The following is a 25,688-nucleotide window of genomic DNA, read 5'->3' as shown; positions in this document are numbered from 1 at the left end:
TGATCGCGGCCGCTGGAGGGCGAATCATCGGCAGTGGAAGACATGTCGGAGGTGGCGGGCTGGATTCTGGAGGACTTGGTCATGTTCAGATTGTTGCCTGTGTGTGGCCAGGACTCAAGGTACGTGAGAGAGGCGTCACTCACGCGCTGCAACGGCTCGGGCGTGATGCTGACACGGGGCGGATGGCCTGATCGTTCCGGCCTGTCCGCCCACAGGCGTCAGCGAGTCAGGCTGATGGCAAGCCAGGCCGTGTAGCCGAGGTAGCAGGCCAGCAGCACCAGCCCCGGACCACGGCCGATGCGGCCGCGACGCTGCCAGATGAGCAGGGCGGCCAGCATCAGGGTCAGACCGAGCATCACCGGGTAGTCGCGACTGATGGCGCTGCCATCCACCGGCCCCGGTGCCAGCAGGCCCGGTACCGGCAGGACGGCCAGGATGTTGAAGAGGTTGGAGCCGATGACGTTGCCGATGGCGATGTCGTGATGGCGCTTGAGTGCGCTGGCCACGCTGGCCGCGAGCTCCGGCAGGCTGGTGCCGATGGCGATGACGGTCAGCCCGATGATCAGTTCGGGGACGCCGAGTGCCTGGGCGATATCGGTGGCGCCCCAGACCAGCGCGCGTGAGCTGGCGATCAACACCGCCAGACCGAAGAGCAGCCAGAAGATGGCGCGTCCGGCGCTCATCTCGGGGACGTCATCCTGACTCTCGGCGTCACTCGGCGAGTCGACCTTGAACAGCCAGACAAGCGTGAACACCAGCAGTGCCAGCAGCAGGATGCCATCCAGACGCTCGAGCCCGCTGTTGGAGAGGGCGTAGCCCCCCAGTGCCGTCGCGGCCAGCAGCAGCGGCAGTTCACGGCGCACCAGGCCGAAATGCACCGGGATGGGAGCGATGAGCGCCGTGACGCCCAGCACCAGACCGATGTTGGCGATGTTGGACCCCAGAGCATTGCCGGTGGCGATGTCGGGGGTGCCGTCAAGCGAGGCCATGATCGAGACCACGATCTCCGGCGCCGAAGTGCCGATGGAGACGATGGTCATCCCGATGAGCAGCTTGCTCATGCCAGCTCGCCATGCGGTAGCGGCGGCGCCTTCGACGAAGCGATCGGCGCTCCAGACAAGACCTATCAGGCCAAGGATGACAGCGAGGATGGGATATAGCATCGGAACTCTCGGGGCAGGAGGCAGGGCAGCGGCTTGTCGCCAGTGACCGCGCCATTAAACGCATCCCCCCAAGGCATTGCAAGGCAAGGGATCGCATCTGCGGGATGCGATGGACCCTGCAACGGACTGGTAGTGAGGGGGCGGGTTCGGATACGATGTTCGCTAACTAACTTGATTCCCGAATGACGTGATCCATGAACTCCAAGATTCGGACTCGCGGCACAGTGCCAGGCGACGGATTGCCCATGGCCAGTGTCGTGACTCCCTCACAGCGGATGCTTCTATGACTGAATTACCCGGTCAGGCTGCTACAGCGACCGCTGCGGCCGGCGCTGATGCATCGCCATCCTCTCGCCGTGGCTCCGCTGACATCGACCTCGACGACGCATTGATTCGTGTCGAAGGCCTGCGCTTCACCCGTGGAGAGCGCGAGATCTTCTCCGGGATAGACCTGAAGATTCCGCGTGGCAAGATCACCGCCATCATGGGGCCCTCCGGTACCGGCAAGACGACGCTGCTCAAGCTGATCGGGGGGCAGTTGACCCCGTCCGCCGGGCGTGTGGATATCGCCGGTCACCATGTGCATGCCCTGTCGAGGCGCGAGCTGTTCCGCATGCGTCGTCGCATGGGCATGCTGTTCCAGAGTGGTGCGCTGTTCTCGGATCTCAGCGTGTTCGAGAACGTGGCCTTCCCGTTGCGAGTCCATACCAATCTCCCCGAGGCGATGATCCGCGACATCGTGCTGATCAAGCTCGAGTCCGTCGGGCTGCGTGGGGCGCGTGAACTGATGCCCGCCGAGCTCTCCGGTGGCATGACGCGGCGTGTCGCGCTGGCACGCGCCATCGCACTGGATCCGGACCTGATCATGTACGACGAGCCCTTCGCCGGTCAGGACCCCATCTCGATGGGCGTACTGGTCAATCTGATCCGTCGCCTCAACGATGCGCTGGGCATGACGGCGGTGGTGGTCTCCCACGATATCAAGGAGACGCTGACCATCGCCGATTACGTCTATGTGATCGCCGATGGCAAGGTCATGGCGCAGGGTACGCCACAAGCCCTGAACGCCGAGGCGGACCCGCGCGTGGCCCAGTTCATCCACGGCAAGCCGGATGGACCGGTGCCGTTCCACTATCCCGCGCCGGATTTCGCCGGCGACATTCTCGATGGCAGAGAAGCGGCCAGTGGCACTTCACAGAGAGGGCAATCAGCATGAGCGGTCTGAATCGTGGCCCGCTGGGGGCCATCACCTCGCTGGGGCGCAGCACCATCGAGGTGATCTCTGCCATCGGACGCGCCGGCATGCTGCTGGCGCAGGCGGGCGTCGGCCTGCCATCCCGTGAGGGGTTCTCCCTCTGGGTGCGTCAGATGCACTTCGTCGGCGTGCTGTCACTGGCGATCGTGCTGGTGTCGGGGTTGTTCATCGGCATGGTGCTGGCCCTGCAGGGCTATACCATTCTGGTCGGGTTCGGTGCTGAGGAGGCGCTTGGCCAGATGGTGTCGCTGTCGCTGCTGCGCGAGCTGGCCCCGGTCGTGGCGGCGCTGCTGTTCGCCGGGCGCGCCGGCTCTGCCCTGACGGCCGAGATCGGCCTGATGAAGGCGACCGAGCAGCTCACCAGCATGGAAATGATCGGCGTGGATCCCCTCAAGCGGATCGTCGCTCCGCGGCTGTGGGCCGGTTTCGTGTCCCTGCCGCTGTTGACCATCGGCTTCAGCGTCGTGGGGATTCTGGGTGGCAAGCTCGTGGGTGTCGATTGGCTCGGCATCTACGAAGGGGCCTACTGGAGCAGCATGCAATCGAATGTCGACTTCGTCGGGGATGTCATGAACGGCGTCGTCAAGTCACTGGTCTTCGGGCTGGTGGTGAGCTGGATCGCTGTCTTCCAGGGCTATGACCTGATCCCGACCTCGGAAGGCATTTCACGCGCGACCACACGTACTGTGGTTTATTCATCGCTGGCGGTGCTGGGACTCGATTTCGTCCTCACAGCCGTCATGTTTGGAGATATTGGATGAAACGTACCCGCATGGTCGAGTTCGGCGTGGGCCTGTTCGTACTTGCCGGTTTTCTGGGCATGGTGTTCCTCGGGCTGCGCGTCAGTGGCGTCACCTTCCAGCAGGCGGATGACACCTTCGTGCTCAATGCCAACTTTTCAGGGATAGGAAGCCTCAAGCCGCGGTCCAAGGTGACCATGGCGGGCGTGGCGATCGGCAGTGTCGAGAAGATCGAGCTGGATCCCAAGTGGTTTGACGCCCGTGTCACGATGAAGCTGGACAGCAGCCTCAAGGGCAAGTTGAGCAAGGACACCACGGCTGCCATCCTGACCTCCGGTCTGCTGGGCGAGCAATATGTCGGCCTGACCACCGGGGGGGATCCGGAAACGCTGGAGGATGGCGACACCATCCGGGATACCCAGTCGGCACTGGTACTGGAAGAGTTGATTCAGCAGTTCGTCTCCAATTTCTCGAAGAGCTGACGCAGGCCTGACTCGCCGTTGGCGCGATGCACATTTTCAAGGAGCAAATCCGATGACCCATATCCTCAAGCAGCTGATTCGTCCACTGAGCGTATTGAGCCTGTCTGCCATGATGGCGATGAGCCCGCTGGCCTCTGCCGCTTCCCAGGAGCCGGACGTGCTGCTGCGTGATACCGTCGAAGGCCTGACCACCAAGATCGATAGCCGCGAAAGCTATTACAAGGATCACGTCGACGAGCTGGAAGCGCTGGTCGACAACTCCCTCGAGCCGGTCGTGGATTACCGCTACATCGCGGCAAGCGTGATGGGCAAGTACTTCAAGGGTGCCTCTCCTGAGCAGCGTACCGAATTCTCCAAGGTCTTCCATGACACCCTGATCGGTACCTACGCGAAGGGCCTGGTGAGCTTTGACTACGCCAAGCTCGAAGTGAAGGACAGTGAAGGCGAGCGTCGTTATGAAGATCAGGACACCGTCTACATGGACGTGATCGACACCAAGGGCAAGGTGTACCCGGTGGCCTATTCCATGCGTCTGCGCAATGACGAGTGGAAAGTGGTCAACGTGATCGTCAATGGCGTCAATCTGGGCCTGACCTTCCGCAATCAGTTCGACCAGGCCATGCGTGACAATGGCCGTGATATCGATGCCGTCATCAAGGGCTGGCAGCCGGATGTCGACCTGGAAAAGGACAGCGGGGAGAGCGCGGGCGACAGCGACAGCTGAGCCTGACCACTGGCGATATGACCATGAAAACACTCTTCGATGATGATGACGTGACCCTGAGCGCCGGCGATGGCTGCCTGACGCTGAGCGGTCAGCCGGATTTCGATCACGCCTCCGAGCTCGCTGAAGTGGGCTGCAAGTGGCTCGGGCAGCATGCAGAGGGCATCGAGATCGATCTCTGTGGCGTCGGTGGCGCAAGCACCGCCACGTTGAGTGTCCTGCTGGAGTGGCAGCGTCATCTGGCGCGCCATTCGGGGCATGTCACGCATCTGCGTCTATCGCCTGCGCTCAAGCGTCTGGCCTCCGTCTCTGGCCTCGATGTCCTGTTGCCGGGACTGGAGGCCACGGGTCAGGCGTCGGATTCGGCGCCTCGCCCTGAGGTCGATGCTGTCTGATCGTGCTCCGGCCAGGCTGCCCAGCCGCTCGATCACCACCACTGCGCGCGGGAACGTGGGAGGCAGGAGGCTGCCGCCAATCGCGTTCCCGCGCGCTTTTGATTACCATGTGCGGTCATATCTCCCAGGTCGAAGCGCAGCGTAATGTGCCTGGCCCGGACATGTACCGCGAAGGAGTCATCGCCCGTCATGCAACCGAATGATGTCAAGGCCCTGCTCGAGGCTCGAATCGAGAACGTCGATTTTCATATCCAGGGTGAAGGATGCAACTTCCAGGTCGTCGCCGTGGGCGAGGTCTTCGCTGACCTCAGTCGCGTCAAGGCCCAGCAGTTGGTCTACGCCGCACTCAATGACGAGATTCGCTCTGGCGCGCTTCACGCCATCAGCATTCGTACCTATACCCCGGCGCAGTACGATGCTGCCGTCGGCAACGCCCAGAGCTGATCGGAACATTTCATGGACAAGCTGATTATCACCGGCAACGGGCCGGTCAACGGGGAAGTCTGGGCCAGTGGTGCCAAGAATTCGGCCCTGCCCATCCTGGCAGCGACACTGCTGTCCGAAGGTCCCGTGACCATCAGCAATCTGCCGCACCTGCAAGACATCACCACCAGCCTGGAATTGCTCGGGCGCATGGGAGTCGAGCCGGTGATGGGCGACAACATGACCGTGCAGCTGGACGGCTCCAAGGTCGAGCACTGTCATGCGCCCTACGAGCTGGTCAAGAAGATGCGCGCCTCGATCCTGGTGCTGGGCCCGCTACTGGCTCACTTCGGCAGTGCCGAAGTCTCGTTGCCGGGCGGTTGCGCCATCGGCTCGCGCCCGGTGGATCTGCACATCCGCGGCCTGGAAGCCATGGGCGCGGAGATCTCGGTCGAGAACGGCTACATCCGTGCCAAGGCGCCGGGTGGCCGCCTCAAGGGCGCTCGCATCGTCTTTGACGTGGTGACCGTCACGGGTACCGAGAATCTGCTGATGGCCGCGACGTTGGCCGATGGGCGCACCGTGCTGGAGAACGCGGCACGCGAGCCGGAAGTCGTCGATCTGGCCGAATGCCTGATCGCCATGGGCGCCAGGATCACCGGCCACGGCACCGATACCATCGTCATCGAAGGGGTCGAGAGACTGCACGGTTGCGAATACTCCGTGATGCCTGATCGCATCGAGACCGGTACCTTCCTGGTCGCGGCAGCGGCCTCGCGTGGCAAGGTGCGCGTCACCCGTACGCGCGCCGATACCCTCGATGCGGTGCTTGCCAAGCTGGAAGAAGCCGGTGCCACCATCACCACGGGGGATGACTGGATCGAGCTGGACATGCAGGGCAAGCGTCCGAAGGCGGTCAATATCCGCACGGCGCCGTATCCGGCATTCCCTACGGACATGCAGGCCCAGTTCGTGGCGCTGAATGCCGTGGCCGAAGGCACCGGTACCGTGATCGAGACCATCTTCGAGAACCGCTTCATGCACGTGCAGGAGCTCAACCGCATGGGCGCGCACATCGCCCTGGAAGGCAACACGGCGGTGGTGACCGGTACCGAGCGCCTGTCGGGCGCCCCGGTGATGGCCACGGACCTGCGTGCCTCGGCCTCGCTGGTGATCGCGGCCATCGTCGCCGATGGCGAAACCATGGTGGATCGCATCTACCACATCGATCGTGGTTATGAATGCATCGAGGAGAAGCTCTCCGGGCTGGGCGTGATCATCCGCCGCTCCGCCGGTTGAGCCGAGTCCTGCCTCCATGCGCTGCCGGCCATCGCAGGTCGGCAGCGTCTGCTGAATTCTTACGCACAAGCACGGGCGAATACCCCATGAGCAAGCAACTGGTCGTCGCCCTTTCCAAGGGGCGTATCCTCAAGGAAACCCTGCCGCTGCTGGCGGATGCCGGGATCGAACCGCTGGAAGATCTGGACAAGAGCCGCAAGCTGCTCTTCGATACCAATCTGCCTGACGTCAAGCTGGTCATCATTCGCGCCACCGATGTGCCGACCTATGTGCAGCTGGGAGCGGCTGATCTGGGCATCGCCGGCAAGGACGTGCTGCTCGAGCATGGCGCCGAAGGTCTCTATGAGCCTCTGGATCTGGAGATCGCGGCCTGCCGTCTGATGACGGCCGGGGTCGTCGGTCAGCAGCAGCAGGGCGCGCGACGTCGCGTCGCCACCAAGTTCGTCGATGTCGCGCGTCGCTACTACGCGGAACAGGGCATCCAGGCTGAAGTCATCAAGCTGTATGGCGCGATGGAGCTGGCCCCGTTGATGAATCTGGCCGATGAGATCGTCGATATCGTCGATACCGGCAATACCCTGCGTGCCAATGGCATGGAGCCGCGTGAGCTGATCACCGACATCAGCACGCGTCTGGTGGTCAACAAGGCCGCCATGACCATGAAGCATGATCGCCTCAAGCCGTTGATCGACCGCCTGCGTCAGGCGGTGGAAGCACGTCGCGACGCATGAATGACCAGGTCCCGGCCTCGTGTCACGCGGCGGGACTCGTCAGCAACGACATCACTCAAGATCGCAGAGACGATCTGGCAGCAGCGCCCGTCCGGCTCAGCCCTCACTGCCAATGACATGACAAGAGGTTCGCATGGATACCCTGATCAACCGGCTCGATAGCCGCGATACCGATTTCACTGCCCGCCTGGATGCATTGCTGGCCTGGGAGGGGGTGTCCGATGCCGAGGTACAGCATCGTGTCACCGACATCCTTTCGCGCGTCAAGCAGGAAGGCGATGCCGCGCTGGTGGAGTTTTCCAATCGCTTCGACCGTCTGAGTGTCTCCAGCATGTCGGAGCTGGTGATCGACGCCGAACGTCTGGCAAAGGCCTACGCCGATCTGCCGGCGGATCAGCGCGAGGCACTGGCGGTCGCGGCGGAGCGTGTGCGCGTCTATCACGAGCATCAGAAGCCGGAAAGCTGGTCCTTCAAGGATGAGCATGGCAGCTTGCTGGGGCAGAAGGTCACGCCGCTGGATCGCGCTGGCATCTATGTCCCGGGAGGCAAGGCCGCCTATCCCTCTTCCGTGCTGATGAATGCGATCCCCGCGCATGTCGCCGGTGTGCGCGAGATCATCATGGTCGTGCCGACCCCCGATGGCGTGGTCAATGAACTGGTGCTGGCCGCGGCTCACCTGGCGGGTATCGATCGGGTCTTCACCATCGGCGGCGCCCAGGCCGTCGCGGCACTGGCCTATGGCACCGAGACGGTGCCGCGCGTCGACAAGATCGTCGGTCCCGGCAACATCTATGTGGCCACTGCCAAGCGGGCGGTGTTCGGTCAGGTCGGCATCGACATGATCGCCGGACCGTCCGAGATTCTGGTGGTCAGCGATGGCGTGACCGATCCGGACTGGCTGGCGATGGACCTGTTCTCGCAGGCCGAGCATGACGAGGATGCCCAGGCGATCCTGATCAGTTGGGATGATGAGCACCTCGCTGCGGTCGAGGCATCAATCGAACGTCTCGCGCCGACCATGGAACGTGCCGAGATCATCAAGACCTCGCTGCGCGAGCGTGGCGCCCTGATTCGCGTCAGCGGGCCGGAGCAGGCGCTGGAACTGACCAACCGTATCGCGCCGGAGCACCTGGAGCTGTCGGTGGCGGATCCGGAAGCGTGGGTCGAAGGTGTCCGCCATGCGGGCGCCATCTTCATGGGCTCCCACACCTCCGAGGCACTGGGCGATTACTGTGCCGGCCCGAATCACGTGCTGCCGACGTCCGGTACCGCGCGCTTCTCCTCGCCGCTGGGGGTCTATGACTTCCAGAAGCGCTCCTCGTTGATCCAGTGCTCGGCCGAAGGTGCCTCCATCCTCGGGCGTACCGCATCGGTGCTGGCGCGGGGTGAGTCGCTGACCGCTCACGCCCGTAGTGCCGAGAATCGCATCATCGAGTGAGCATGGTGAAGTTCATGAGCATGGTGTAGTTCATGAGCATGAAAAAGCCCGCCACGGTTTCCGTGGCGGGCTTTTCTGGTTCTGGCTCTGGTTCTTGCGTTCGTGCGTTCGTGCGTTCGTGCGTGAAAGACGTTTGCCAGTCCGGCGACCATTGTCAGCCGGGGGATGAGACGCCCGGAGCTGCGGCGGCAGGAGAGGGCGTGCTGTCGGGAATCGGCCGCTCACCGACCTTGACGCTGACCTCCATGGGCTTGCCATCCCGCAACAGATTGAGTTGCAGGGTGTCGCCCGGCTTGACCGCGGCGATGTCGGCCATGGCAAGGCGTGCATCGATCAGGCGCTTGCCGGCGACTGCCGTCAGGATGTCACCGGGACGCAGGCCGGCCTGCGCCGCGGGGCCATCACGCAGCACGGCGGCGACCACCACGCCTTGCGGAGCGCTCAAGCCGAAGGAGTGCGCCAGCGACGGCGTCAGCTCCTGCACTTCCAGGCCCAGCCAGCCGCGAATCACCCGGCCGTGATCGACCAGTGATTCGAGGATGTCACGTGCCAGGTTGGCGGGGATGGCGAAACCGATGCCCTGCGAGCCACCGGAGCGGGAGTAGATGGCAGTATTGATGCCGACCAGTGAGCCATCGGTATTGATCAACGCTCCACCGGAGTTGCCGGGATTGATCGCGGCATCGGTCTGTATGAAGTCCTCGTAGGCATTCAGGCCAAGATGGTTGCGTCCGGTGGCCGAGATGATGCCCATGGTGACGGTCTGACCGACTCCGAAGGGGTTGCCGATGGCCAGCGAGACATCCCCGACGTGGACCTGGGTCGAGTCGGCGATCGCCACCGTCGGCAGATCTTCAAGATCGATCTTCAGCGCCGCGAGATCGGATTCGGGGTCGACCCCGACCACCTTGGCCAGTGTCTCGCGGCCATCACGCAGGGCGACCTGTATCTGATCCGCGCCCTGAATGACATGGTTGTTGGTCAGGATATAGCCGTCGCTCGAGAGAATGACGCCGGAGCCCAGGCTCGACAGCATGCGCTGGCTGCGCAAGGCATTTTCTCCATAGAACTGGTTGAAGAAGGGGTCGGACATCAGCGGGTGCTTGCTGTCGTCCTCGATCTTGCGCGAGGAGTAGATGTTGACGACAGCGGGGGCGGCGGCGTCCACGGCGGTCTGGTAGCTGGCCGGCCCGCTGTTGCGCTGCAGTGGTGGCGCCTCGCGCAGTACCGGATTGGCGGATTCCTCGCGCTGCTCGGCGGAGAGGGTCAAGGCGGGAGATGGCAGCACCTGCTGATCTCGAGAGACGATCGCGCCGCCCTGTTGGCCGCCCTGTTGGCCAATCTCGGGCGCCGGCTCGGAATGTCCAAGTTCAGGGAAGCGATCCAGCACCACGATGGCAAGCAATACCCCGGTGACCACTGGCCAGAGAAGGGGGAGCAATGAACTGCGAAGGGGGCGTCGCGTCTGAGGCATCAGGAGTCCTGGTGAATGATCCGTGGTCCTGCCGGGCCGTCAGCTTTCCTGAGGGCAACCGCCGTGGGGCGGTCGCCATCCGCAGGGTTGCTGCTGGCAGGCGGAGGGTGAAGAGGAAGATTGATGACGTGCTCAAGACGTGTCACCCATGTCTCGGTACCCGGCGAAGCTGCCATGCGCTTACATGGTGAGGCTGCGCCGTTACAATGGCAGCCAGTGTAACACTCGATGAATCTGACTGCTGGAGGCTCAATGGCTGATCGTGACGTGCTGGTCGAGGCGCTGGATGGCTGTCTGGAGGCGCAGGCCTTCAAGGATTACACCGTCAATGGACTTCAGGTCGAGGGGCGGCGCGAGGTCCGCAGAGTGCTGACGGGCGTTACCGCCAATCAGGCGCTGCTGGATGAAGCCGTGGCATGGCAGGCGGATATGGTGCTGGTGCATCACGGCTATTTCTGGAAGAACGAACCCGCTCGGATCACGGGCATGAAGCGCCGTCGCCTCAAGACACTGCTGGCGAACGACATCAATCTGGCGGCGTATCACCTGCCGCTGGATGCCCATCCGACGCTGGGCAACAATGCCCAGCTGGCCGAGCGCCTGGGGTTGGTCAGTGAAGGATGCCTGGATGGCGTCCCCGGGCGTGGACTGGTGCATGTCGGGCGTCTCGCAGATGAGCTTGCGGCAGGCGGTGAGCTGGACAGTGCCGCGTTGGGGGCCGAGTTCAGTCGCCGTCTGGGGCGAGAGGTGCTCGTGATCGCCGGGCATGATCGGCCGATCAAGCGCATTGCCTGGTGCACGGGAGGGGCGCAGGACTATATCGGTCTGGCCATCGAGGCGGGAGTCGATGCCTTCCTCTCCGGTGAGATCTCGGAGCGGACCACGCACAGTGCGCGCGAAGAGGGGGTGACCTACCTGGCGGCAGGGCATCATGCGACCGAGCGCGATGGGGTTCGGGCGCTGGGCGAGTGGCTGGCGGCCGAGCATGGCGTCGAGCATCGCTTCGTGGATATCGACAACCCTGCTTGAGTCAGCTCATGGTCGCCCTGTGACGGCCTGAGCGATCCTTGCCAACGACAACGGCCACCCCTGGAAGGTGGCCGTTGTCGTGTCCAATGGCCGTGAGGGAACTCACGGCAGAAGGAGGTTGCTCAGATGCGCGGCGGGTTGGCGCTCTGCGCTTCGCCTTCCGCGGGTTGTGGCTTGAGACCGAAATCCTCTGACAGCGTGCCGCGATTGTCGGCATAGTCACGTGGCAGGTCGACCTTCTCGCCCATGTCTTCTTCAAGCGTGGTGTCAGTATCCAGCAGGCGGCGCTTGAGCTGGCTGTCATCGCACAGTGAAGAGGCACCGCTGGCCAGGTGCTGGCGCAGCTCGTTGCCGGCACGTTGGATCTGATCCGTCAGATCACTGGCCTTGGAGAAATGATCATTCAGGGCGTCACGGAACTGGGTCAGTTCCAGCTCACGCTCCGCCAGCTTCTGGCGGGTCTTCTGATTGCGGGCCACGTTGGCATTCAGGAGGTGGTAGCACAAGGCGCCGATACCGATGCCAGCCAGAAAACAGGCGATGGCCAGGATCCAGTCAATATTGCTCTCGTTCACGTCGCTCTCCTTGTGTCACGACTGCGGTGATCTTCACCGCCGGGGCAGGCCATCACGATGATGTGCTGCCAATGTCCAGACTCTTGCAGTGTGTCCAGCGACGCTGGCCATGAGGCAAAGAGTGCCTGTATTTCAAAAGCGTACGCACTCCATTATATCGATGGGTTGGCGCGTCACGTCAATTCGTCATGAGAGAGACCTTGGTCGCCCCGAAGCAAGGGCGCCATTCGCCATCGAGGCGCGTCATGGCACTGAAGGGCCTGGGAAGCAGGACTTCCCGTCGGGTGTGGTGGGTAAAGTTGCACTCAGGGCGTATAATGCCGCGCAATTTCGTTCTTGCCTGATTGTCAGCCATGCTGGCGCAGGCGTGACCTCGTTTCACTTCGCGCCAGATGCAGCCCAGTGCTGAATCTGGCCTGCACCGGGTTTCTCCATGCCAGCACCTACGCCCCTCGAGAAGTACCAGGCAGACCTCAAGCGTGATGACTTTGCCTACGATGCCGCCCAGGAAGATGCCGTTCGTCACCTGCAGCGCCTATATGATGATCTGGTGCGTACTCCGCGCCAGACGCCTGACAAGGTCGAAGATGTCACGGGCAATGGCGGGCTTGGCTCCAAGGTGCGTCGATTGTTCGGCAAGCCGTCGCGGCCGGCCGCCGTCGACAGGACCCCGGACATCATGGGGCTGTATTTCTGGGGTGGCGTGGGGCGCGGCAAGACCTATCTCGTCGATACCTTCTACGAGAGCCTGCCCTTCGCGGACAAGATGCGGACGCACTTCCACCGCTTCATGCAGCGCGTCCACAACGAGCTTGGCCATTACAAGGGCGAGAAGAACCCGCTGACGCTGGTGGCGGCCAAGTTTGCCGTGGAAGCGCGCGTGATCTGCTTTGACGAATTCTTCGTCAAGGACATCACCGATGCCATGATTCTCGCCACCCTGTTCGAGGAGCTGTTCAAGCAGGGCGTGGTACTGGTCGCGACCTCGAACATCGTGCCGGATGATCTCTACAAGGATGGCCTGCAGCGTGCGCGCTTCCTGCCGGCTATCGACCTGGTCAAGCGCCATTGCACCGTGGTCAATGTGGATTCGGGTATCGATTATCGCCTGCGCGCTCTGGAGCATGCCGAGCTGTTCCACAGTCCGCTGGGTGACGAGAGCGGTGCCAGACTGGCGCGTGAGTTCCGCTCCATTGCCGGAGCCGAAGGTCATGCCGATGAAGGCTTGAGCATCAATCACCGCGTGCTGCATGCCTTGCGTCGCCACGAGGATGTGGTGTGGTTCCATTTCGATGAGCTGTGCGATGGCCCGCGCAGCCAGAATGACTACATCGAGCTTGCGCGCGAGTTCCACACCGTGCTGGTGTCGGAGGTGCCGCAGATGGGGCGTGACAGCGATGATCAGGTGCGCCGCTTCATCAATATGGTCGATGAGTTCTATGACCGTGGCGTCAAGCTGCTGATGAGTGCCGAGACACCGGTCGAGCAGCTCTACACCGGCGGCAACCTCGACTTCGAATTCGAGCGCACCCTGTCACGCCTGCAGGAAATGCAGTCGCGTGAATACCTGGCGCTGCCTCACAAGCCATGAGGCGATGTCGGAAGACGAAATAGCCTTTGTGGTGCGGGCGTCTGGCATGTACAATGCGCGCTCGCTCGAATTGTTGTCCGGTCCACGAGTCGTCCTGGGTCAATCACCCTTGATGGGCGTGGGCAGTCTGGAGTCGAGTCGGCGGTGACCGCGCAAGCGGCCTGCCACTGACTGCCAGGCGTCGGACAACCAAGAAAAATAGGGATTGGTCGCGCACTCAAGTGCAAGACCCGACTATAGGTGATTCATCCATGAAGACGTTTACTGCCAAGCCGCAGTCCGTCCAGCGTGACTGGTTCGTCGTCGACGCAGCCGGCAAGACGCTGGGCCGTATGGCTACCGAAATTGCTCGTCGCCTGCGCGGCAAGCATAAAGCCGAGTACACTCCGCACGTTGACACTGGCGACTACATCGTCGTCATCAACGCCGAGAAAGTCGCTGTGACTGGTCGCAAGGCAGAAGCCAAGACCTACTACCGTCACACCGGTTACCCGGGCGGCCTGCGCTCCATGAACTTCAACCAGATGATCGAGCACAAGCCTGAGCGCGTGATCGAGCTGGCGGTGAAGGGCATGCTGCCGAAGGGCCCGCTGGGTCGTGCCATGCAGTCCAAGCTGAAAGTCTATGCTGGCGCCGAGCATCCGCACGCTGCGCAGCAGCCGCAAGAACTGAACATCTGAGGGAAGCATCGCCATGACACAGCAGCACTACGGTACCGGGCGCCGCAAGACTTCTACCGCGCGCGTCTTCCTGAAGCCGGGCACCGGCAAAATCACCGTCAACCAGCGTGACCTGAACGACTACTTCGGTCGTGTGACAGGTCGCATGGTTGTTCGCCAGCCGCTCGAGCTGACCGAAACTACCGAACAGTTCGACGTCTACGTCACTGTCGCCGGTGGTGGTGGTTCCGCTCAAGCTGGCGCCATCCGTCACGGCATCACTCGTGCCCTGATGGCTTACAACGAGGACTTCCGTCCGGCACTGCGTGCCGCCGGCTACGTCACTCGTGATGCTCGTGAAGTCGAGCGTAAGAAAGTCGGCCTGCGCAAGGCCCGTCGTCGTCCGCAGTTCTCCAAGCGTTAAGAGAACAGGCGTCGACCACAAGAACGTCCAGTACCCGAAAGGGTACTGGGCGTTTTTTTTGCGATCTTGATAGGGGCGTCAAGCGCATGGTGCGAGCGCAATTGAAGAAAGCCGCTTCTGGTAAAGTGATTTTCTTGAGTTGTGAGCGGTGGGTTCTTGCCCTTTAATACAGTCAAGCGTCAAGTGCCCGGCAAGGGAATGGTCTGGCAGCATGCGGTGGTGTTCGGGAGACAATAACAATATGGCTAATCGAGGTGTGAATCGAGGGCGGCGCCGCTTCCTCGTCAGTGCGACCAGTGTCGTGGGGGCGATAGGCGCCGTTGGCATCGCGACGCCCTTTCTGGCTTCCTGGCAGCCGAGCGCACGGGCAAGAGCGGCAGGTGCACCTGTCACGGCGGATATCTCGCGCCTGGCACCGGGTCAGCAGATGACCATCGAGTGGCGCGGCAAGCCGGTATGGGTGGTGCGTCGCACCCCCGAGATGATTGATGACATCCGGGCCATCCCGCACGCCGAGTTGCAGGACCCCGAATCACGCCGTCCCCAGCAGCCAGCCTATGTGGATGCTGTCCTGCGCTCCATCAAGCCTGAGTACGTGGTACTGGTGGGAATCTGCACCCATCTGGGCTGCTCGCCGGGTTATCGACCCGAGATGGGTGCCGCGGATCTTGGCGCTGACTGGCCGGGTGGCTATCTGTGTGCCTGTCATGGCTCGAAATTCGACCTCGCGGGTCGCGTGTTCACCGGAGTGCCGGCGCCCTCGAATCTCGAGGTGCCGCCGCATCATTATGAAAGCGAGCAGGTGCTGGTGATCGGCGTCGATGAGGAGGCTGTGTGATGGGGAATCCAGAACGTGCCAAGGCGTCGCGAGGCATCATGCGCTGGATCGATGATCGCTTTCCGGCCACCCAGATGCTGCAGGACCATCTGACAGGCTACTACGCGCCCAGAAACTTCAATTTCTTCTATTTCTTCGGCTCGCTGGCGCTGCTGGTGCTGGTCAATCAGATCATTACCGGTATCTGGTTGACCATGAGCTATACCCCGACCGCCGAAGGGGCCTTCGCCTCGATCGAATACATCATGCGCGATGTGGAATATGGCTGGCTGATCCGTTACATGCATTCCACGGGGGCGTCCGCATTCTTCGTCGTCATCTATCTGCACATGTTCCGGGGGCTGATCTACGGCTCCTACCGAGCGCCGCGTGAGCTGGTGTGGATCTTCGGCATGTGCATCTATCTGGCGTTGATGGCCGAGGCCTTCATGGGGTATCTGCTGCCCTGGGGGCAGATGTCCTACTGGGGGGCGCAGGTGATCATCTCGCTGTTCACGGCGATCCCGGTCATCGGAGCGGATCTGGCGCAGATGATCCGTGGCGACTACCTGGTGTCCGGCATTACCTTGAATCGCTTCTTTGCCCTGCATGTCATCGCCTTGCCACTGGTCATCGTCGGGCTGGTGGTGCTGCATCTGGTGGCGCTGCATGAGGTGGGGTCGAACAATCCGGATGGCATCGAGATCAAGGACAGGAAGGATGAGGCGGGCCAGCCGTTGGATGGCATTCCGTTCCATCCCTACTACACGGTGAAGGATCTGGTGGGTGTCGGTGTGTTCCTGTTCGTGTTCTGTGCCGTGATCTTCTACTTCCCGGAAGGGGGCGGCTACTTCCTCGAGACGCCCAATTTCGAACCGGCCAACTCGTTGAAGACACCTGAGCATATTGCCCCTGTCTGGTATTTCACGCCGTTCTACGCGATGTTGCGGGCCGTGAACTATCCCTTGTTCGGGGTCGATGCCAAGTTCTGGGGCGTGGTGGTGATGGGGTTGGCGATCGCCATCCTGTTCGTGTTGCCATGGCTTGATCGTTCTCCTGTGCGCTCCATCCGTTACAAGGGCTGGCTATCGCGTATCGCGATACTCGTGTTCGTGGTCAGCTTCGTGACCTTGGGGGTGCTTGGCGTGATGCCGCCGACGTTCGAGCGCACGATCATCGCGCAGATCGCGACGGTGGCGTACTTCGCCTTCTTCATACTGATGCCGCTGTATACGCGATTCGAGAAGACGCGAGCGGTGCCGGACAGGGTGACAGGCCGATGAGCGGGCAAAAGGGTGGGTCAAGGGACTGGCTGAAGCATGTACTGGCTGCAGGCGTGGTGGTGGCCGGCCTGCTGGGGGCGGGAGCTGTCAGCGCGGCAGGGGGCGAGGCAGTGCGTGAGTCGATGCAGCCGGATCTGCATGACAAGCCCTCGTTGCAGCGCGGCATGCAGCTCTACACCAATTATTGCCTCGGCTGTCACAGCCTGCAGTATCAGCGCTATTCGCGTGCCGCAGAGGACCTGGAGATGCCCGAGGATCTGGTCGAGCGATATCTGATTTTCTCGCCAGAACTCAAGATCAATGACACCATGCGCATCGGGATGAAGGCTGAGGACGCCGCGAGCTGGTTCGGTACGCCGCCACCGGATCTGTCTCTCGAGGCGCGTCTGCGCGGGACGGACTGGATCTACTCCTACCTGAAGAGCTTCTATCGCGATCCCGAGCGCCCCTGGGGTGTCAACAATGCTGTCTATCCGCTGGTGGCGATGCCCAATGTGCTGGAGACATTGCAGGGCGTTCAGGAAAAGGTCTGCGCCCAGAGCGACCTGGTGCCTCCGGGCGCGGAGCTGAACCCGGCAACGGGGCACTATGACTCCTGCGACGTGCTGGAGATCACCTCGCCGGGCAGCATGACAGCAGAGGAATTCGACCAGGCCGTGTGGGATCTGACCAACTTTCTGGCCTATGTGGGCGAACCATCGCGACTCAAGGCTGAGAGCATGGCCCCCAAGGTGTTAATATTCATCCTGATCTTTACTCTGCTGGCATATCTTCTCAAGAAGGAATACTGGCGCGACATTCATTGATGGCTCCCGGAGTGGCGCTCATTGATAATGGCGTGCAGGCAGTGACGGGCGCACGGCTGATCGGTCGTGCGCCCGCTTGCGTCGCTTGCGGGTGACGCAAGGTTGACCCTCTGGGCGCGTCACGCAGTTGATGAGGCGCCCAGAGGAAACTTATTCCCGTTCGTCAGGCCAAAAGCTGACGCGGGCATGGCTCGAACAGATGCGAGGACAGTTTCATGGGTGTTGTGGCCAAGCGTTCATCGATGACCTTCTACTCCGGTGGTGACGACCACTTCAGCCACCGTGTACGGATCGTGCTGGCCGAGAAGGGTGTAGCAGTCGATGTCATTGATGTAGATGATGACAACCGTCCGGCCGAGCTGGCTGATCTGAACCCGTACAACAGTGTGCCGACGTTGCTGGACCGTGACCTGGTCCTCTACGAGTCCAAGGTGATGATGGAGTACCTGGACGAGCGCTTCCCGCATCCGCCGCTGTTGCCGGTGTATCCGGTGGCGCGCGCCCAGAGCCGTCTGTGGATGCACCGCATCGAGCGCGAGTGGGTGCCGATGATGGAAACCATCCAGAACGGCACCAAGAAGGAAGCCGACAAGGCGCGCAAGGAATTGCGCGAGAGCCTGATCGGAATCGCGCCGATCTTCGATGACATGCCGTTCTTCATGAGCGACGAGTTCTCTCTGGTCGACACGTGCATCGCCCCGATTCTGTGGCGTCTGCCGACATTGAACATCGAGCTGCCGGAGAAGCAGGTCAAGCCGCTGCTGAACTACATGGAGCGTCTGTTCGATCGTGATGCCTTCAAGGCGTCTCTCTCCGAGGCAGAGCGCGAGATGCGTATCTGATTCGCTTGAGCAATCCCGAAAGGGGTGCTTGAGTCGCTGGAACCCACCCCGGGGTGGGTTCCGGGCTCGGATCATGAGGCGGGGAGGGGCCGAGGTCAGGTGTCTCGACCGTCACGTGGTGTCAGTGCCCGCAAGCTGTAGCTCGGCGTCTCAGGACGTCGGTCATCGTGACATCCATTGCAGTTCAAGAGGTTCTCTCATGCTTTCCAGTCGCCCTTATCTGGCACGTGCGCTCTACGAGTGGCTGCTGGATAACGACAATACGCCGTACATCGTGGTGGATGCCGAGCAGGATGGCGTTCAGGTGCCGCGTCAACACGTGCAGAATGGCCAGATCGTGCTGAACATCGCGCCGGGTGCCGTGCGTGATCTGCTCATCGCCAATGAGGGTGTCAGCTTCAATGCCCGTTTCGGTGGTCAGCCGATGCACGTCAGCGTGCCGACGCCGGCGCTGGTGGCGCTGTACTCTCGCGAGAATGGCGTTGGCATGGTGTTCGGGCATGAGCCTGTCATGCCGGGTGCGGATGACCTGGCCTTCGGTGAGGCAGCCTCGGATGAGGCGACCTCCGGTGAGGAGGCTCAGGCGCCTTCACGTCCGACTCTGGCCAGTGTCGGTGGTGCCAGCAGCGCTGCTGATGATGAGCAGGGTGAGGAGGCGTCACGGGGTGATGCGGCGGCCGATGAGGTCGCGAGTGCCGAGGAGCAGGAGGGCGGCAGCATCTCCTCCTCCGATGAGGAAGGCGGCGATGATCAGCCGAAGCCTCCCCGCAAGGGGCGTCCGTCGCTGCGAGTCATCAAGTAAGCGGACACTCCTCTTTAGTCCTCTTGGGCTGATAACGACGACGCCCCACAGGCCAGGTCTGTGGGGCGTCGTCGTTTTCACCCATACGTCAGGGAGTGCGGTCTACGTCAATCAAGATACTCGAAGACCTTGGCGATACGCTGGATGCCACCGACTTCCGAGACCTTGCTGACGATCTGGTCGGCCTCCGAACGGGTCACGATGCCCATCAGGTAGACGCTGGCATTCTCGGTCAGCACCATGATGCGCCCGGAATCGATGTTGGCATCGGCCGCGAGAGTCGCCTTGACGCGGGTGGTCAGCCAGGTGTCCTGGACGCGCTGGCTGGTAGGCGCATTGGCGCTGACTTCCAGGGCGTTGTGTACCTGGCGTACGCGACGGACATCCTTGGCGACTTCCGCGGCGCGTTGCTTGAGCTCATCGCTGGGCACTTGCCCGGTCAGCAGGACCATGCCGTTGTAGGCATTCACGTTGACATGGGCGTCATTGAAGCGCGCATCGATCTTGCCGAGATTGACTTCGATCTTGGTCTCGATGCTCTCGTCTTCCACTTGAGCGCCCAGAGTGCGATCACCGTAGTCCTCGTCAATGGGACCACTGTGAGTCAGGTCGGCCACGGTGGTACAGCCCGCAAGGGATAGAAAGCCGGCGGTGGCCATGAGGGAAAGCAGGTACTTTGGCGTCATGCCGTAATCTCCTGGTGAGCGCCGTGTGTCGCAAGGCGTTATTCGTTGCTGCCGAACAGCTGGTGATCGATCAGATCACACAGGCAATGAATGGCCAGCAGATGGACTTCTTGAATGCGCGCGGTGGAGGTCGCCGGTACGCGGATCTCGCAATCTTCGCTGCCCAGCAGGGAAGCCATGTCGCCACCGTCACGACCGGTCAGTGCCACCACGCGCATGTCGCGGTCATGGGCCGCCTGGATGGCCTGTACCACGTTGGCGGAGTTGCCGCTGGTGGAAATGGCCAGCAGGATGTCGCCGGGCTGGCCCAGGGCGCGAATCTGCTTGGAGAACACCTCGTTGTAGCTGTAATCGTTGGCGATGGACGTCAACGTCGAGGTGTCGGTGGTCAGGGCGATGGCCGGCAGGCTCGGGCGTTCACGCTCGAAGCGATTGAGCAGCTCTGACGAGAAGTGCTGGCTGTCACCGGCGCTGCCGCCGTTGCCGCAGGCCAGAATCTTGCCGTCATTGACCAGGCTCTGGACCATCATCTGACTCGCCGCTTCGATGAAGGGCGGCAGCACTTCACTGGCGTATGTCTTGGTGTCGATGCTGGCGTTGAAGTGGCCGAGAATACGAGATTGGAAATCCATGATGGCTCTTGGTCGTTGGCTTCAGAACGCTTCGAATGCGTGGCGTATCCAGTGAATGGCGAGAGGGGGAGGACCCTCCACGCCGACCACGTCGAAGCGGCAGGAACATGATAGCCCGTGATGGGCCAGATAAAAACGCGCGGCCTTGATCAGCCGGCGTTGCTTGGTGGCGGTCACGCTTTCCAGTGCGCTGCCGAACCGGGAGCTGGCGCGGTAACGCACTTCGATGAACACCAGGGTGTCACCATCACGCATGATCAAGTCGATCTCGCCGCCCTTGGCATGCGAATTGCGCGTGACAGGCACGAGACCTCTGGCTGACAGCCATTTCTCGACCTCGGCTTCGATCACGGCGCCGCGCGCTCTCGCGCGACGCTGTGGTGGCTCCTGCCCGGCCGTTCCAGGGCGCGCCATGTCAGGGCGTATAGGCTTCGACGGTGCGGCTGCTGGCGCCTTTCAGCGGCGGGCGTGGTACGCCGCCTCTGAACTCCGCCCACGGCAGCGTGCGTTCGATGCGTCCATCATGACGCGGGAATAGACTGCCGGTCGCTCCGAAGAGTTCCCCGCCGGCACCGGCCAGCATCAGCGGAACGCGCTGTGCCAGGCGATAGGCATCGACGCCCATGGCATTGAGCTTGAGCATGCGCGGAGAGGCATCCGACAGGGCGCGATAGGTATCGGCTTCCGGCAGAGTGGCCTTGCCGCCGGAGGAGGCCTGCGGCACTTCCCAGGGGATGTCGACGAAATTGACGCCATTGAGGTCGCCATCCTGAGCGGGCTGGGGGGAGCCTTCATAAAGGTGTGAGGTGCCGTAGATCGGCAGGTTGCCCGCGTAGTAGAAGTCCAGCATCGGCGGCACCTGACGAGCGTAGCTTGGCAGCGCCAGCAGGAAGATCATGTCGATGTTGCCGGAGTGGGCGCGGCCATACTTGCTGCCGGATTTCTTGGCGGATTTCATGCGCGCCTGATCTTGGCTGGAGACGGAAAGCAGATCCTTGACCGCTTCACTGACCGGGCCCTTGGGGTTGTAGCGCTCGATGGAAACGATGTCGCCACCTTCCTGCTCGAAGCGATCACGGAAGGCGCTGTAGACGCGCTGACCCCAGGCATTGTCGGGAATCATGGCCGCGGCACCACGATGGCCGTCAAGTGAGGCGCGCAGGGCGACCTGGCGAGCTTCGTCTTCGGCGGACAGGCCGTACTGGAAGAGGTTGTCGGCCTGATTGCGCTCATGGGTGCCGTAATTGAGGGCCAGGGTCGGCAGCGGCAGGCTGTTCTGGGTCTCGAGCTGGCTGACCAGCTGCTTGTCCAGCGGGCCTAGCACGACCTGAGCTCCCTCCATGGTCGCGCGGGCATACAATGTCTTGAGATCGGCGCTTGAGGTATCGAAGAAGCTCAGCTGCGGCGTGGCTTCGGCATTGTCGATGGCGCTGCGATGGCGTGCCTCGATGCCTTCACGAATTGCCTGCGCGATACGCTTGAGTGGGCCGGACTGCGGAAGGAAGACCGCGATCTTGCGAACTTCCTGGCCGGAGAGCTCGCGCAGATCGAGGATGCCCTGCGGCATCTGGCGTGCGGCCGGATGCTGCGGATTGGCATCCGCCCAGTCGTTGATGGCGGAAAACATCTGGTCGATGTTGCCGCCGAAGCGCCGCTGCAGACGCAGCAGGTCCGTCCAGCCGCTGGCAATGGCGTTGGCGCTGGCCAGCTCGCCGAGCTGGCTGGGAGACAGGCGCGTGAGCTGTTCCCACAGGGTGTCATTGATGCTGAGGTCATCAGTGTCCGCCTGCAGGGCAATCAGCGTCTGGGCACTGGCCAGAGGTTCGCCGACCATGCCGAGCGCCAGTCCGCGACGCTTGCGCAGCGTGCGCTGATCGTCGCTGGACATCGTGATGTCGTCTTCCAGCACGGACGTGGCGAGTATCGTGTTCCAGCCATCCTGTTGCTCGAGGGCGATGCGCGACAGCAACAGGGCCCATTGCACGCGTTGCTGGGGTTCCAGACTCGCGGGGTCGATGTCCGAGGTGATGGTGATCGCCTGCGCGTTGTCGCCGCTGCGTGCTAGGATATCGGCGGCCTGCAGTCGGGTGCCGGCGGCCTGTTGGCCCTGTTGTTGCTCCGCTTGAGCCAGCAGCGCGTCCGCCCCCGGTCCGCTGGGACGGGAGGACTGCCCGGCACACCCGGCCAGCAGCAGTGCCGCGATGGCCATGCCGGCCAGTCCGCGCAGGCTGGTGCGCGGGAGGCGCAAGCTCTTGTGCCGAATGGTTGACGCAGTGCGCAGCACGTTGTCAGGCGCACGATTCCATGTCTGGCCCATGTACGACGGTCCCTTGGCTGATGGGCGAGGAGGCCGTGGCCCGCGTCGCCGCTGCTGTAATGACGGATGAATACTGCAATGACGAATGAGACGGGTCTCGGAGTGGCTGCTCGTGCGGGCATGTCTGCCGCATGTGGTTAGGCCACTCGGCTGTCTCTGACGTCCATATCTACCACTGAGTTCAACGAGTCGAAGCATTGAATGTCTGAGTCTTCTGAAGGCGTATTGTACGTGGTCGCCACGCCGATTGGTAACCTCGATGACCTCAGCCCACGTGCCGCGCGGGTGCTGGGCGAAGTGGATCTGATCGCGGCTGAGGACACCCGCCACAGTGCCCGTCTGCTGCGCCATCTGGGGCTGGAAGTCCCCATGATGTCACTGCATGACCACAATGAGCGCGGGCGGGTCGATCAGCTGTGCCAGGCCCTGGAGGCGGGGCGGCGTGTCGCGCTGGTCTCCGACGCCGGGACGCCGCTGATCTCTGATCCCGGCTTCATCGTGGTGCGGGCGCTGCGGGAGCGCGGATTCAAGGTAGTCCCGCTTCCCGGCCCCTGCGCGTTGATTACCGCGCTTAGCGCTGCTGGCCTGCCGACGGATCGCTTCACTTTCGAGGGGTTTCTCGCTCACAAGGGTGGACCACGTCAGGCGCGCCTCACGGCACTGCGTGAGGATGGCGCGACGCATGTGCTTTATGAGTCGCCTCACCGTATCCAGGCGTTGTTGAAGGATATCCACGACGTTCTCGGGGCGCGCCGAGTCGTGTTGGCACGTGAGCTGACCAAGACCTTCGAGACCTTCCTGGACGGGACGGCTGCTGAGCTGCTGGCGATGATGGAGGCGGATGGCGATCAGACGCGCGGTGAATTCGTGGTCATGATCGAAGGGGCTCCGGCACGTGAGGGCGACGAGGCTGCCAGCGTCGAGGGTGATGAGCTTCTCAAGGTGCTGTGGGAAGAGGGGGTCGGCGTCAAGCAGATGGCGGCGATCGCCACTCGTCTGGTCGGCGGGCGCAAGAAGGCCTGGTATGCCAAGGCACAAGCCCTGAAGGATGCGGCGGAACCACGAGAAGCGTAAGCGAGAGGTGTTTTCCAAGTGCTTGGCGTATCTGGCTTTTCGGCGTTCCTCCGGGCCAGGTGCACTGCAGCGCCAGCTTGTGGAAACGATGTGACACTGATAGTCTTGCGCGCTTGGGAGATGGCCAGACAGTCGCCGCCAGCGTGAGCTGGGGGAGGAAAGTCCGGGCTCCATAGGGCAAGGTGCCAGATAACGTCTGGGCGGCGTGAGCCGACGGCAAGTGCAGCAGAGAGAAGACCGCCTACGTCAGCTTCGGCTGGCCGGTAAGGGTGAAAGGGTGCGGTAAGAGCGCACCGCGCGTCTGGTAACAGTTCGCGGCGAGGTAAACCCCACCTGGAGCAAGACCAAATAGGCCCCCTATGCTGCTGCCCGCAGTGGGGGCGGGTTGGTTGCTTGAGCCCTGAAGTGATTCAGGGCCTAGATGAATGACTGTCCACGACAAGACCCGGCTTATCGGCCGTCTCCCGCCTAATATTGAAGATGTCAGCCCTGTGATGCGAAACGCGCAGTTCAGGGCTGACATGTGACACCGCATGACCGGCGCCGTCCGCTCCGTGCTCCGTGGCTGGCCATTTGCAATGGCGGCGGACATGAAGTCGTGACCGGCGCCGGTTGTCGATTGTGCCATCGATAATCATGCGAATGTCTCTGCTTTCCTGCGGTCTACCGCCAGACGACTGGCGTCCGCCTTTACTGCCCGCAACGCGTGCCAAGGTCCCGAATTTCGTCATGTCCAAGCCCAGCGCTCCCTCCGTTCCCGAATCAGCCGCTGCCATGTCAGCCGCCGAATCCGAAGCTGCGGATCGCTTCGCGCATGTCAGTGTCATGCTCGATGGCGCGGTGGATGGGCTGATTCAGGACGTCTCCGGTGTCTATTTCGACGGTACTTTCGGGCGCGGCGGTCACTCACGCCTGATCCTGTCGCGTCTCGATGACGGTGGACGTCTGATCGCCTGTGATCGCGACCCCCAGGCATTGGCGGAAGCCGCCACCATCGAGGATTCTCGTTTTTCCATTCACGCCGGTGAATTTGCCCGCCTGGGCGAATATGCCGAGCGGGAAGGCGTGCATGGTCAGCTCGATGGCATTCTGCTGGATATCGGCGTGTCCTCGCCGCAGCTGGATGATGCCGAGCGTGGCTTCAGCTTCATGAATGATGGTCCGCTGGATATGCGCATGGACCCCACCAGTGGCGAGAGTGCCGCTGAGTGGTTGTCACGTGCCAGTGCCGAGGACATGGCGTGGGTCTTCAAGACCTACGGTGAGGAGCGCTATGCCAAGCGTCTTGCACGTGCGGTGGTCGAGCGTCGCGCCGAGCGTCCCATCACGCGGACCGGTGACTTCGCCAGCCTGATCAAGGACGCGCATCCCAACTGGGAGAAGCACAAGCACCCGGCGACGCGTGTCTTCCAGGCGATCCGCATCCATGTCAACGGCGAGCTGGATGAGTTGACCCGCGCCCTGGATGCTGGCCTGGAAGCCCTGAAACCGGGGGGAAGGCTGGTGGTGATCAGCTTCCATTCGCTGGAAGACCGTATCGTCAAACGCTTCATGCGCGACAAGGCGCGTGGCGATCAGGCGCCGCGTGGCATGCCCATTCGCGAAGATCAGCTCAACAAGCGCCTCAAGCTGGTCGGCAAGGCTCAGAAGGCCTCCGAAAGCGAGGTGCAGGCGAACGTACGCTCACGCAGCGCCGTGATGCGCATCGCCGAGAAGCTGAAATAACGCCCGGTTCGTGGCGTGTATCGTGGTCATCCCAGCGCCTGCCTTTTGGCAGGCGCGCTCGCAAGGGGACGTAGCGTTGTGCGACATGTGTGTCGGTGCCTCGCAACGCTTAACGACCAACGCCACAAGCTGACATAATGCGCCGGTCGTCGCCTGATGGTACCGCTGGTCATCACGAGTGATGAGTGGCCGGCATGTTGCGGCGATGAACAGGACAAGCCGTCAGCCATCGGGTGTTGTATGCCTGACATGCATGGATTGACGGGTCGTCCCGCAGGGATAAATCGTGGTGCAGATCACCG

27 protein-coding genes and 1 other RNA gene are annotated in these 25,688 nt (G+C 62.4%); 21 read left to right on the top strand and 7 right to left on the bottom strand.

The window, feature by feature from the left end; translation table 11 throughout:
• Window positions 1–218 precede the first annotated feature (218 nt).
• The gene (locus QD172_RS05430) at window positions 219–1,163 is read right to left on the bottom strand and encodes a calcium/sodium antiporter (RefSeq protein ID WP_084209224.1); all 945 of its coding nucleotides are present in this window, start codon (window positions 1,161–1,163) and stop codon (window positions 219–221) included.
• A 283-nt stretch (window positions 1,164–1,446) separates the two neighbouring features.
• Here QD172_RS05430 and QD172_RS05425 point away from each other — a divergent pair, with 283 nt between their 5' ends.
• The 9 genes from QD172_RS05425 to hisD all read left to right on the top strand — a co-directional run bounded on the left by QD172_RS05425 (window position 1,447) and on the right by hisD (window position 8,650).
• Window positions 1,447–2,379: an ATP-binding cassette domain-containing protein gene (locus tag QD172_RS05425; protein WP_077371597.1), complete on the top strand. Its 933-nt coding sequence runs from the start codon at window positions 1,447–1,449 to the stop codon at window positions 2,377–2,379.
• Window positions 2,376–3,179, top strand: a complete 804-nt coding sequence (gene mlaE, locus QD172_RS05420; protein ID WP_077371600.1) for a lipid asymmetry maintenance ABC transporter permease subunit MlaE — start codon at window positions 2,376–2,378, stop codon at window positions 3,177–3,179. The genes QD172_RS05425 and mlaE overlap by 4 nt, the downstream gene beginning before the upstream one ends.
• Window positions 3,176–3,640 carry an outer membrane lipid asymmetry maintenance protein MlaD gene (gene mlaD, locus QD172_RS05415; RefSeq protein WP_077371603.1) on the top strand — a complete coding sequence of 155 codons (465 nt, stop codon included), beginning with the start codon at window positions 3,176–3,178 and terminating at the stop codon, window positions 3,638–3,640. Before mlaE ends, mlaD begins: the two co-directional genes overlap by 4 nt.
• Before the next feature lie 52 nt (window positions 3,641–3,692).
• The gene (locus QD172_RS05410; protein WP_084209223.1) at window positions 3,693–4,364 is read left to right on the top strand and encodes an ABC transporter substrate-binding protein; all 672 of its coding nucleotides are present in this window, start codon (window positions 3,693–3,695) and stop codon (window positions 4,362–4,364) included.
• Between the two features lie 23 nt (window positions 4,365–4,387).
• The gene (locus QD172_RS05405; protein WP_279855188.1) at window positions 4,388–4,759 is read left to right on the top strand and encodes an STAS domain-containing protein; all 372 of its coding nucleotides are present in this window, start codon (window positions 4,388–4,390) and stop codon (window positions 4,757–4,759) included.
• A 189-nt stretch (window positions 4,760–4,948) separates the two neighbouring features.
• On the top strand, window positions 4,949–5,203 hold the full coding sequence (locus tag QD172_RS05400; RefSeq protein ID WP_077371613.1) for a BolA/IbaG family iron-sulfur metabolism protein: 255 nt from the start codon (window positions 4,949–4,951) through the stop codon (window positions 5,201–5,203).
• Window positions 5,204–5,215: 12 nt separating this feature from the next.
• Window positions 5,216–6,481, top strand: a complete 1,266-nt coding sequence (murA, locus tag QD172_RS05395) for a UDP-N-acetylglucosamine 1-carboxyvinyltransferase (RefSeq protein WP_077371616.1) — start codon at window positions 5,216–5,218, stop codon at window positions 6,479–6,481.
• An 86-nt stretch (window positions 6,482–6,567) separates the two neighbouring features.
• Window positions 6,568–7,212 (top strand): ATP phosphoribosyltransferase, encoded by a 645-nt coding sequence (gene hisG, locus QD172_RS05390; protein WP_077371619.1) that lies wholly within the window; start codon window positions 6,568–6,570, stop codon window positions 7,210–7,212.
• Between the two features lie 133 nt (window positions 7,213–7,345).
• The gene (gene hisD / locus QD172_RS05385) at window positions 7,346–8,650 is read left to right on the top strand and encodes a histidinol dehydrogenase (protein ID WP_077371622.1); all 1,305 of its coding nucleotides are present in this window, start codon (window positions 7,346–7,348) and stop codon (window positions 8,648–8,650) included.
• Window positions 8,651–8,804: 154 nt separating this feature from the next.
• Here the strand turns inward: hisD and QD172_RS05380 are convergent, their stop codons facing one another.
• Entirely contained in the window at window positions 8,805–10,124 is a 1,320-nt protein-coding gene (locus tag QD172_RS05380; RefSeq protein WP_141392246.1) for a Do family serine endopeptidase, read from the bottom strand.
• A 252-nt stretch (window positions 10,125–10,376) separates the two neighbouring features.
• Here QD172_RS05380 and QD172_RS05375 point away from each other — a divergent pair, with 252 nt between their 5' ends.
• The gene (locus QD172_RS05375; protein WP_077371628.1) at window positions 10,377–11,153 is read left to right on the top strand and encodes a Nif3-like dinuclear metal center hexameric protein; all 777 of its coding nucleotides are present in this window, start codon (window positions 10,377–10,379) and stop codon (window positions 11,151–11,153) included.
• Window positions 11,154–11,275: 122 nt separating this feature from the next.
• Here the strand turns inward: QD172_RS05375 and QD172_RS05370 are convergent, their stop codons facing one another.
• Window positions 11,276–11,728, bottom strand: a complete 453-nt coding sequence (locus tag QD172_RS05370; RefSeq protein WP_077371632.1) for a DUF1043 family protein — start codon at window positions 11,726–11,728, stop codon at window positions 11,276–11,278.
• A 433-nt stretch (window positions 11,729–12,161) separates the two neighbouring features.
• Between QD172_RS05370 and zapE the strand changes: the two genes are divergently transcribed.
• The 8 genes from zapE (at window position 12,162) to QD172_RS05330 (ending at window position 18,952) form a co-directional block, all read left to right on the top strand.
• Window positions 12,162–13,319: a cell division protein ZapE gene (zapE, locus tag QD172_RS05365; protein WP_077371635.1), complete on the top strand. Its 1,158-nt coding sequence runs from the start codon at window positions 12,162–12,164 to the stop codon at window positions 13,317–13,319.
• A 251-nt stretch (window positions 13,320–13,570) separates the two neighbouring features.
• Window positions 13,571–13,999: a 50S ribosomal protein L13 gene (gene rplM / locus QD172_RS05360; protein WP_065392477.1), complete on the top strand. Its 429-nt coding sequence runs from the start codon at window positions 13,571–13,573 to the stop codon at window positions 13,997–13,999.
• A gap of 13 nt (window positions 14,000–14,012) precedes the next feature.
• On the top strand, window positions 14,013–14,402 hold the full coding sequence (rpsI, locus tag QD172_RS05355) for a 30S ribosomal protein S9 (RefSeq protein ID WP_043332522.1): 390 nt from the start codon (window positions 14,013–14,015) through the stop codon (window positions 14,400–14,402).
• A 241-nt stretch (window positions 14,403–14,643) separates the two neighbouring features.
• On the top strand, window positions 14,644–15,240 hold the full coding sequence (gene petA / locus QD172_RS05350) for a ubiquinol-cytochrome c reductase iron-sulfur subunit (RefSeq protein WP_077371638.1): 597 nt from the start codon (window positions 14,644–14,646) through the stop codon (window positions 15,238–15,240).
• Window positions 15,240–16,502, top strand: a complete 1,263-nt coding sequence (locus tag QD172_RS05345; protein ID WP_077371641.1) for a cytochrome bc complex cytochrome b subunit — start codon at window positions 15,240–15,242, stop codon at window positions 16,500–16,502. Before petA ends, QD172_RS05345 begins: the two co-directional genes overlap by 1 nt.
• On the top strand, window positions 16,499–17,308 hold the full coding sequence (locus tag QD172_RS05340; RefSeq protein WP_136938333.1) for a cytochrome c1: 810 nt from the start codon (window positions 16,499–16,501) through the stop codon (window positions 17,306–17,308). The genes QD172_RS05345 and QD172_RS05340 overlap by 4 nt, the downstream gene beginning before the upstream one ends.
• 215 nt (window positions 17,309–17,523) lie before the next feature.
• The gene (gene sspA, locus QD172_RS05335; protein WP_077371647.1) at window positions 17,524–18,150 is read left to right on the top strand and encodes a stringent starvation protein SspA; all 627 of its coding nucleotides are present in this window, start codon (window positions 17,524–17,526) and stop codon (window positions 18,148–18,150) included.
• A 199-nt stretch (window positions 18,151–18,349) separates the two neighbouring features.
• Window positions 18,350–18,952: a ClpXP protease specificity-enhancing factor gene (locus QD172_RS05330; protein WP_141392248.1), complete on the top strand. Its 603-nt coding sequence runs from the start codon at window positions 18,350–18,352 to the stop codon at window positions 18,950–18,952.
• A gap of 107 nt (window positions 18,953–19,059) precedes the next feature.
• On the opposite strand, the gene QD172_RS05325 is transcribed toward QD172_RS05330, so the two are convergent.
• From QD172_RS05325 to QD172_RS05310, 4 genes are read right to left on the bottom strand one after another with little or no spacing between them, the layout of a single operon-like run.
• Window positions 19,060–19,638, bottom strand: a complete 579-nt coding sequence (locus QD172_RS05325; RefSeq protein ID WP_077371653.1) for a BON domain-containing protein — start codon at window positions 19,636–19,638, stop codon at window positions 19,060–19,062.
• Window positions 19,639–19,676: 38 nt separating this feature from the next.
• On the bottom strand, window positions 19,677–20,270 hold the full coding sequence (locus QD172_RS05320) for a phosphoheptose isomerase (protein ID WP_043332512.1): 594 nt from the start codon (window positions 20,268–20,270) through the stop codon (window positions 19,677–19,679).
• A gap of 21 nt (window positions 20,271–20,291) precedes the next feature.
• Complete coding sequence (locus tag QD172_RS05315; RefSeq protein ID WP_279855187.1) at window positions 20,292–20,684, bottom strand: YraN family protein; 393 nt, start codon at window positions 20,682–20,684, stop codon at window positions 20,292–20,294.
• 1 nt (window position 20,685) lies between these two features.
• Entirely contained in the window at window positions 20,686–22,587 is a 1,902-nt protein-coding gene (locus QD172_RS05310) for a penicillin-binding protein activator (RefSeq protein ID WP_176502828.1), read from the bottom strand.
• 201 nt (window positions 22,588–22,788) lie between these two features.
• Between QD172_RS05310 and rsmI the strand changes: the two genes are divergently transcribed.
• The 3 genes from rsmI (at window position 22,789) to rsmH (ending at window position 25,386) form a co-directional block, all read left to right on the top strand.
• On the top strand, window positions 22,789–23,661 hold the full coding sequence (gene rsmI / locus QD172_RS05305) for a 16S rRNA (cytidine(1402)-2'-O)-methyltransferase (RefSeq protein ID WP_279855186.1): 873 nt from the start codon (window positions 22,789–22,791) through the stop codon (window positions 23,659–23,661).
• A gap of 116 nt (window positions 23,662–23,777) precedes the next feature.
• Window positions 23,778–24,130, top strand: an RNA gene (gene rnpB / locus QD172_RS05300) — RNase P RNA component class A.
• A 305-nt stretch (window positions 24,131–24,435) separates the two neighbouring features.
• On the top strand, window positions 24,436–25,386 hold the full coding sequence (gene rsmH / locus QD172_RS05295; RefSeq protein ID WP_077371665.1) for a 16S rRNA (cytosine(1402)-N(4))-methyltransferase RsmH: 951 nt from the start codon (window positions 24,436–24,438) through the stop codon (window positions 25,384–25,386).
• Window positions 25,387–25,688 lie beyond the last annotated feature (302 nt).

It is taken from the genome of Cobetia sp. 10Alg 146, from assembly GCF_029846385.1.
In the GTDB taxonomy this organism is placed as follows: Bacteria; Pseudomonadota; Gammaproteobacteria; order Pseudomonadales; family Halomonadaceae; genus Cobetia; species Cobetia marina.
Note: the sequence above shows the minus strand (reverse complement) of the source record. Positions and strands in the feature narration are given on the sequence as shown.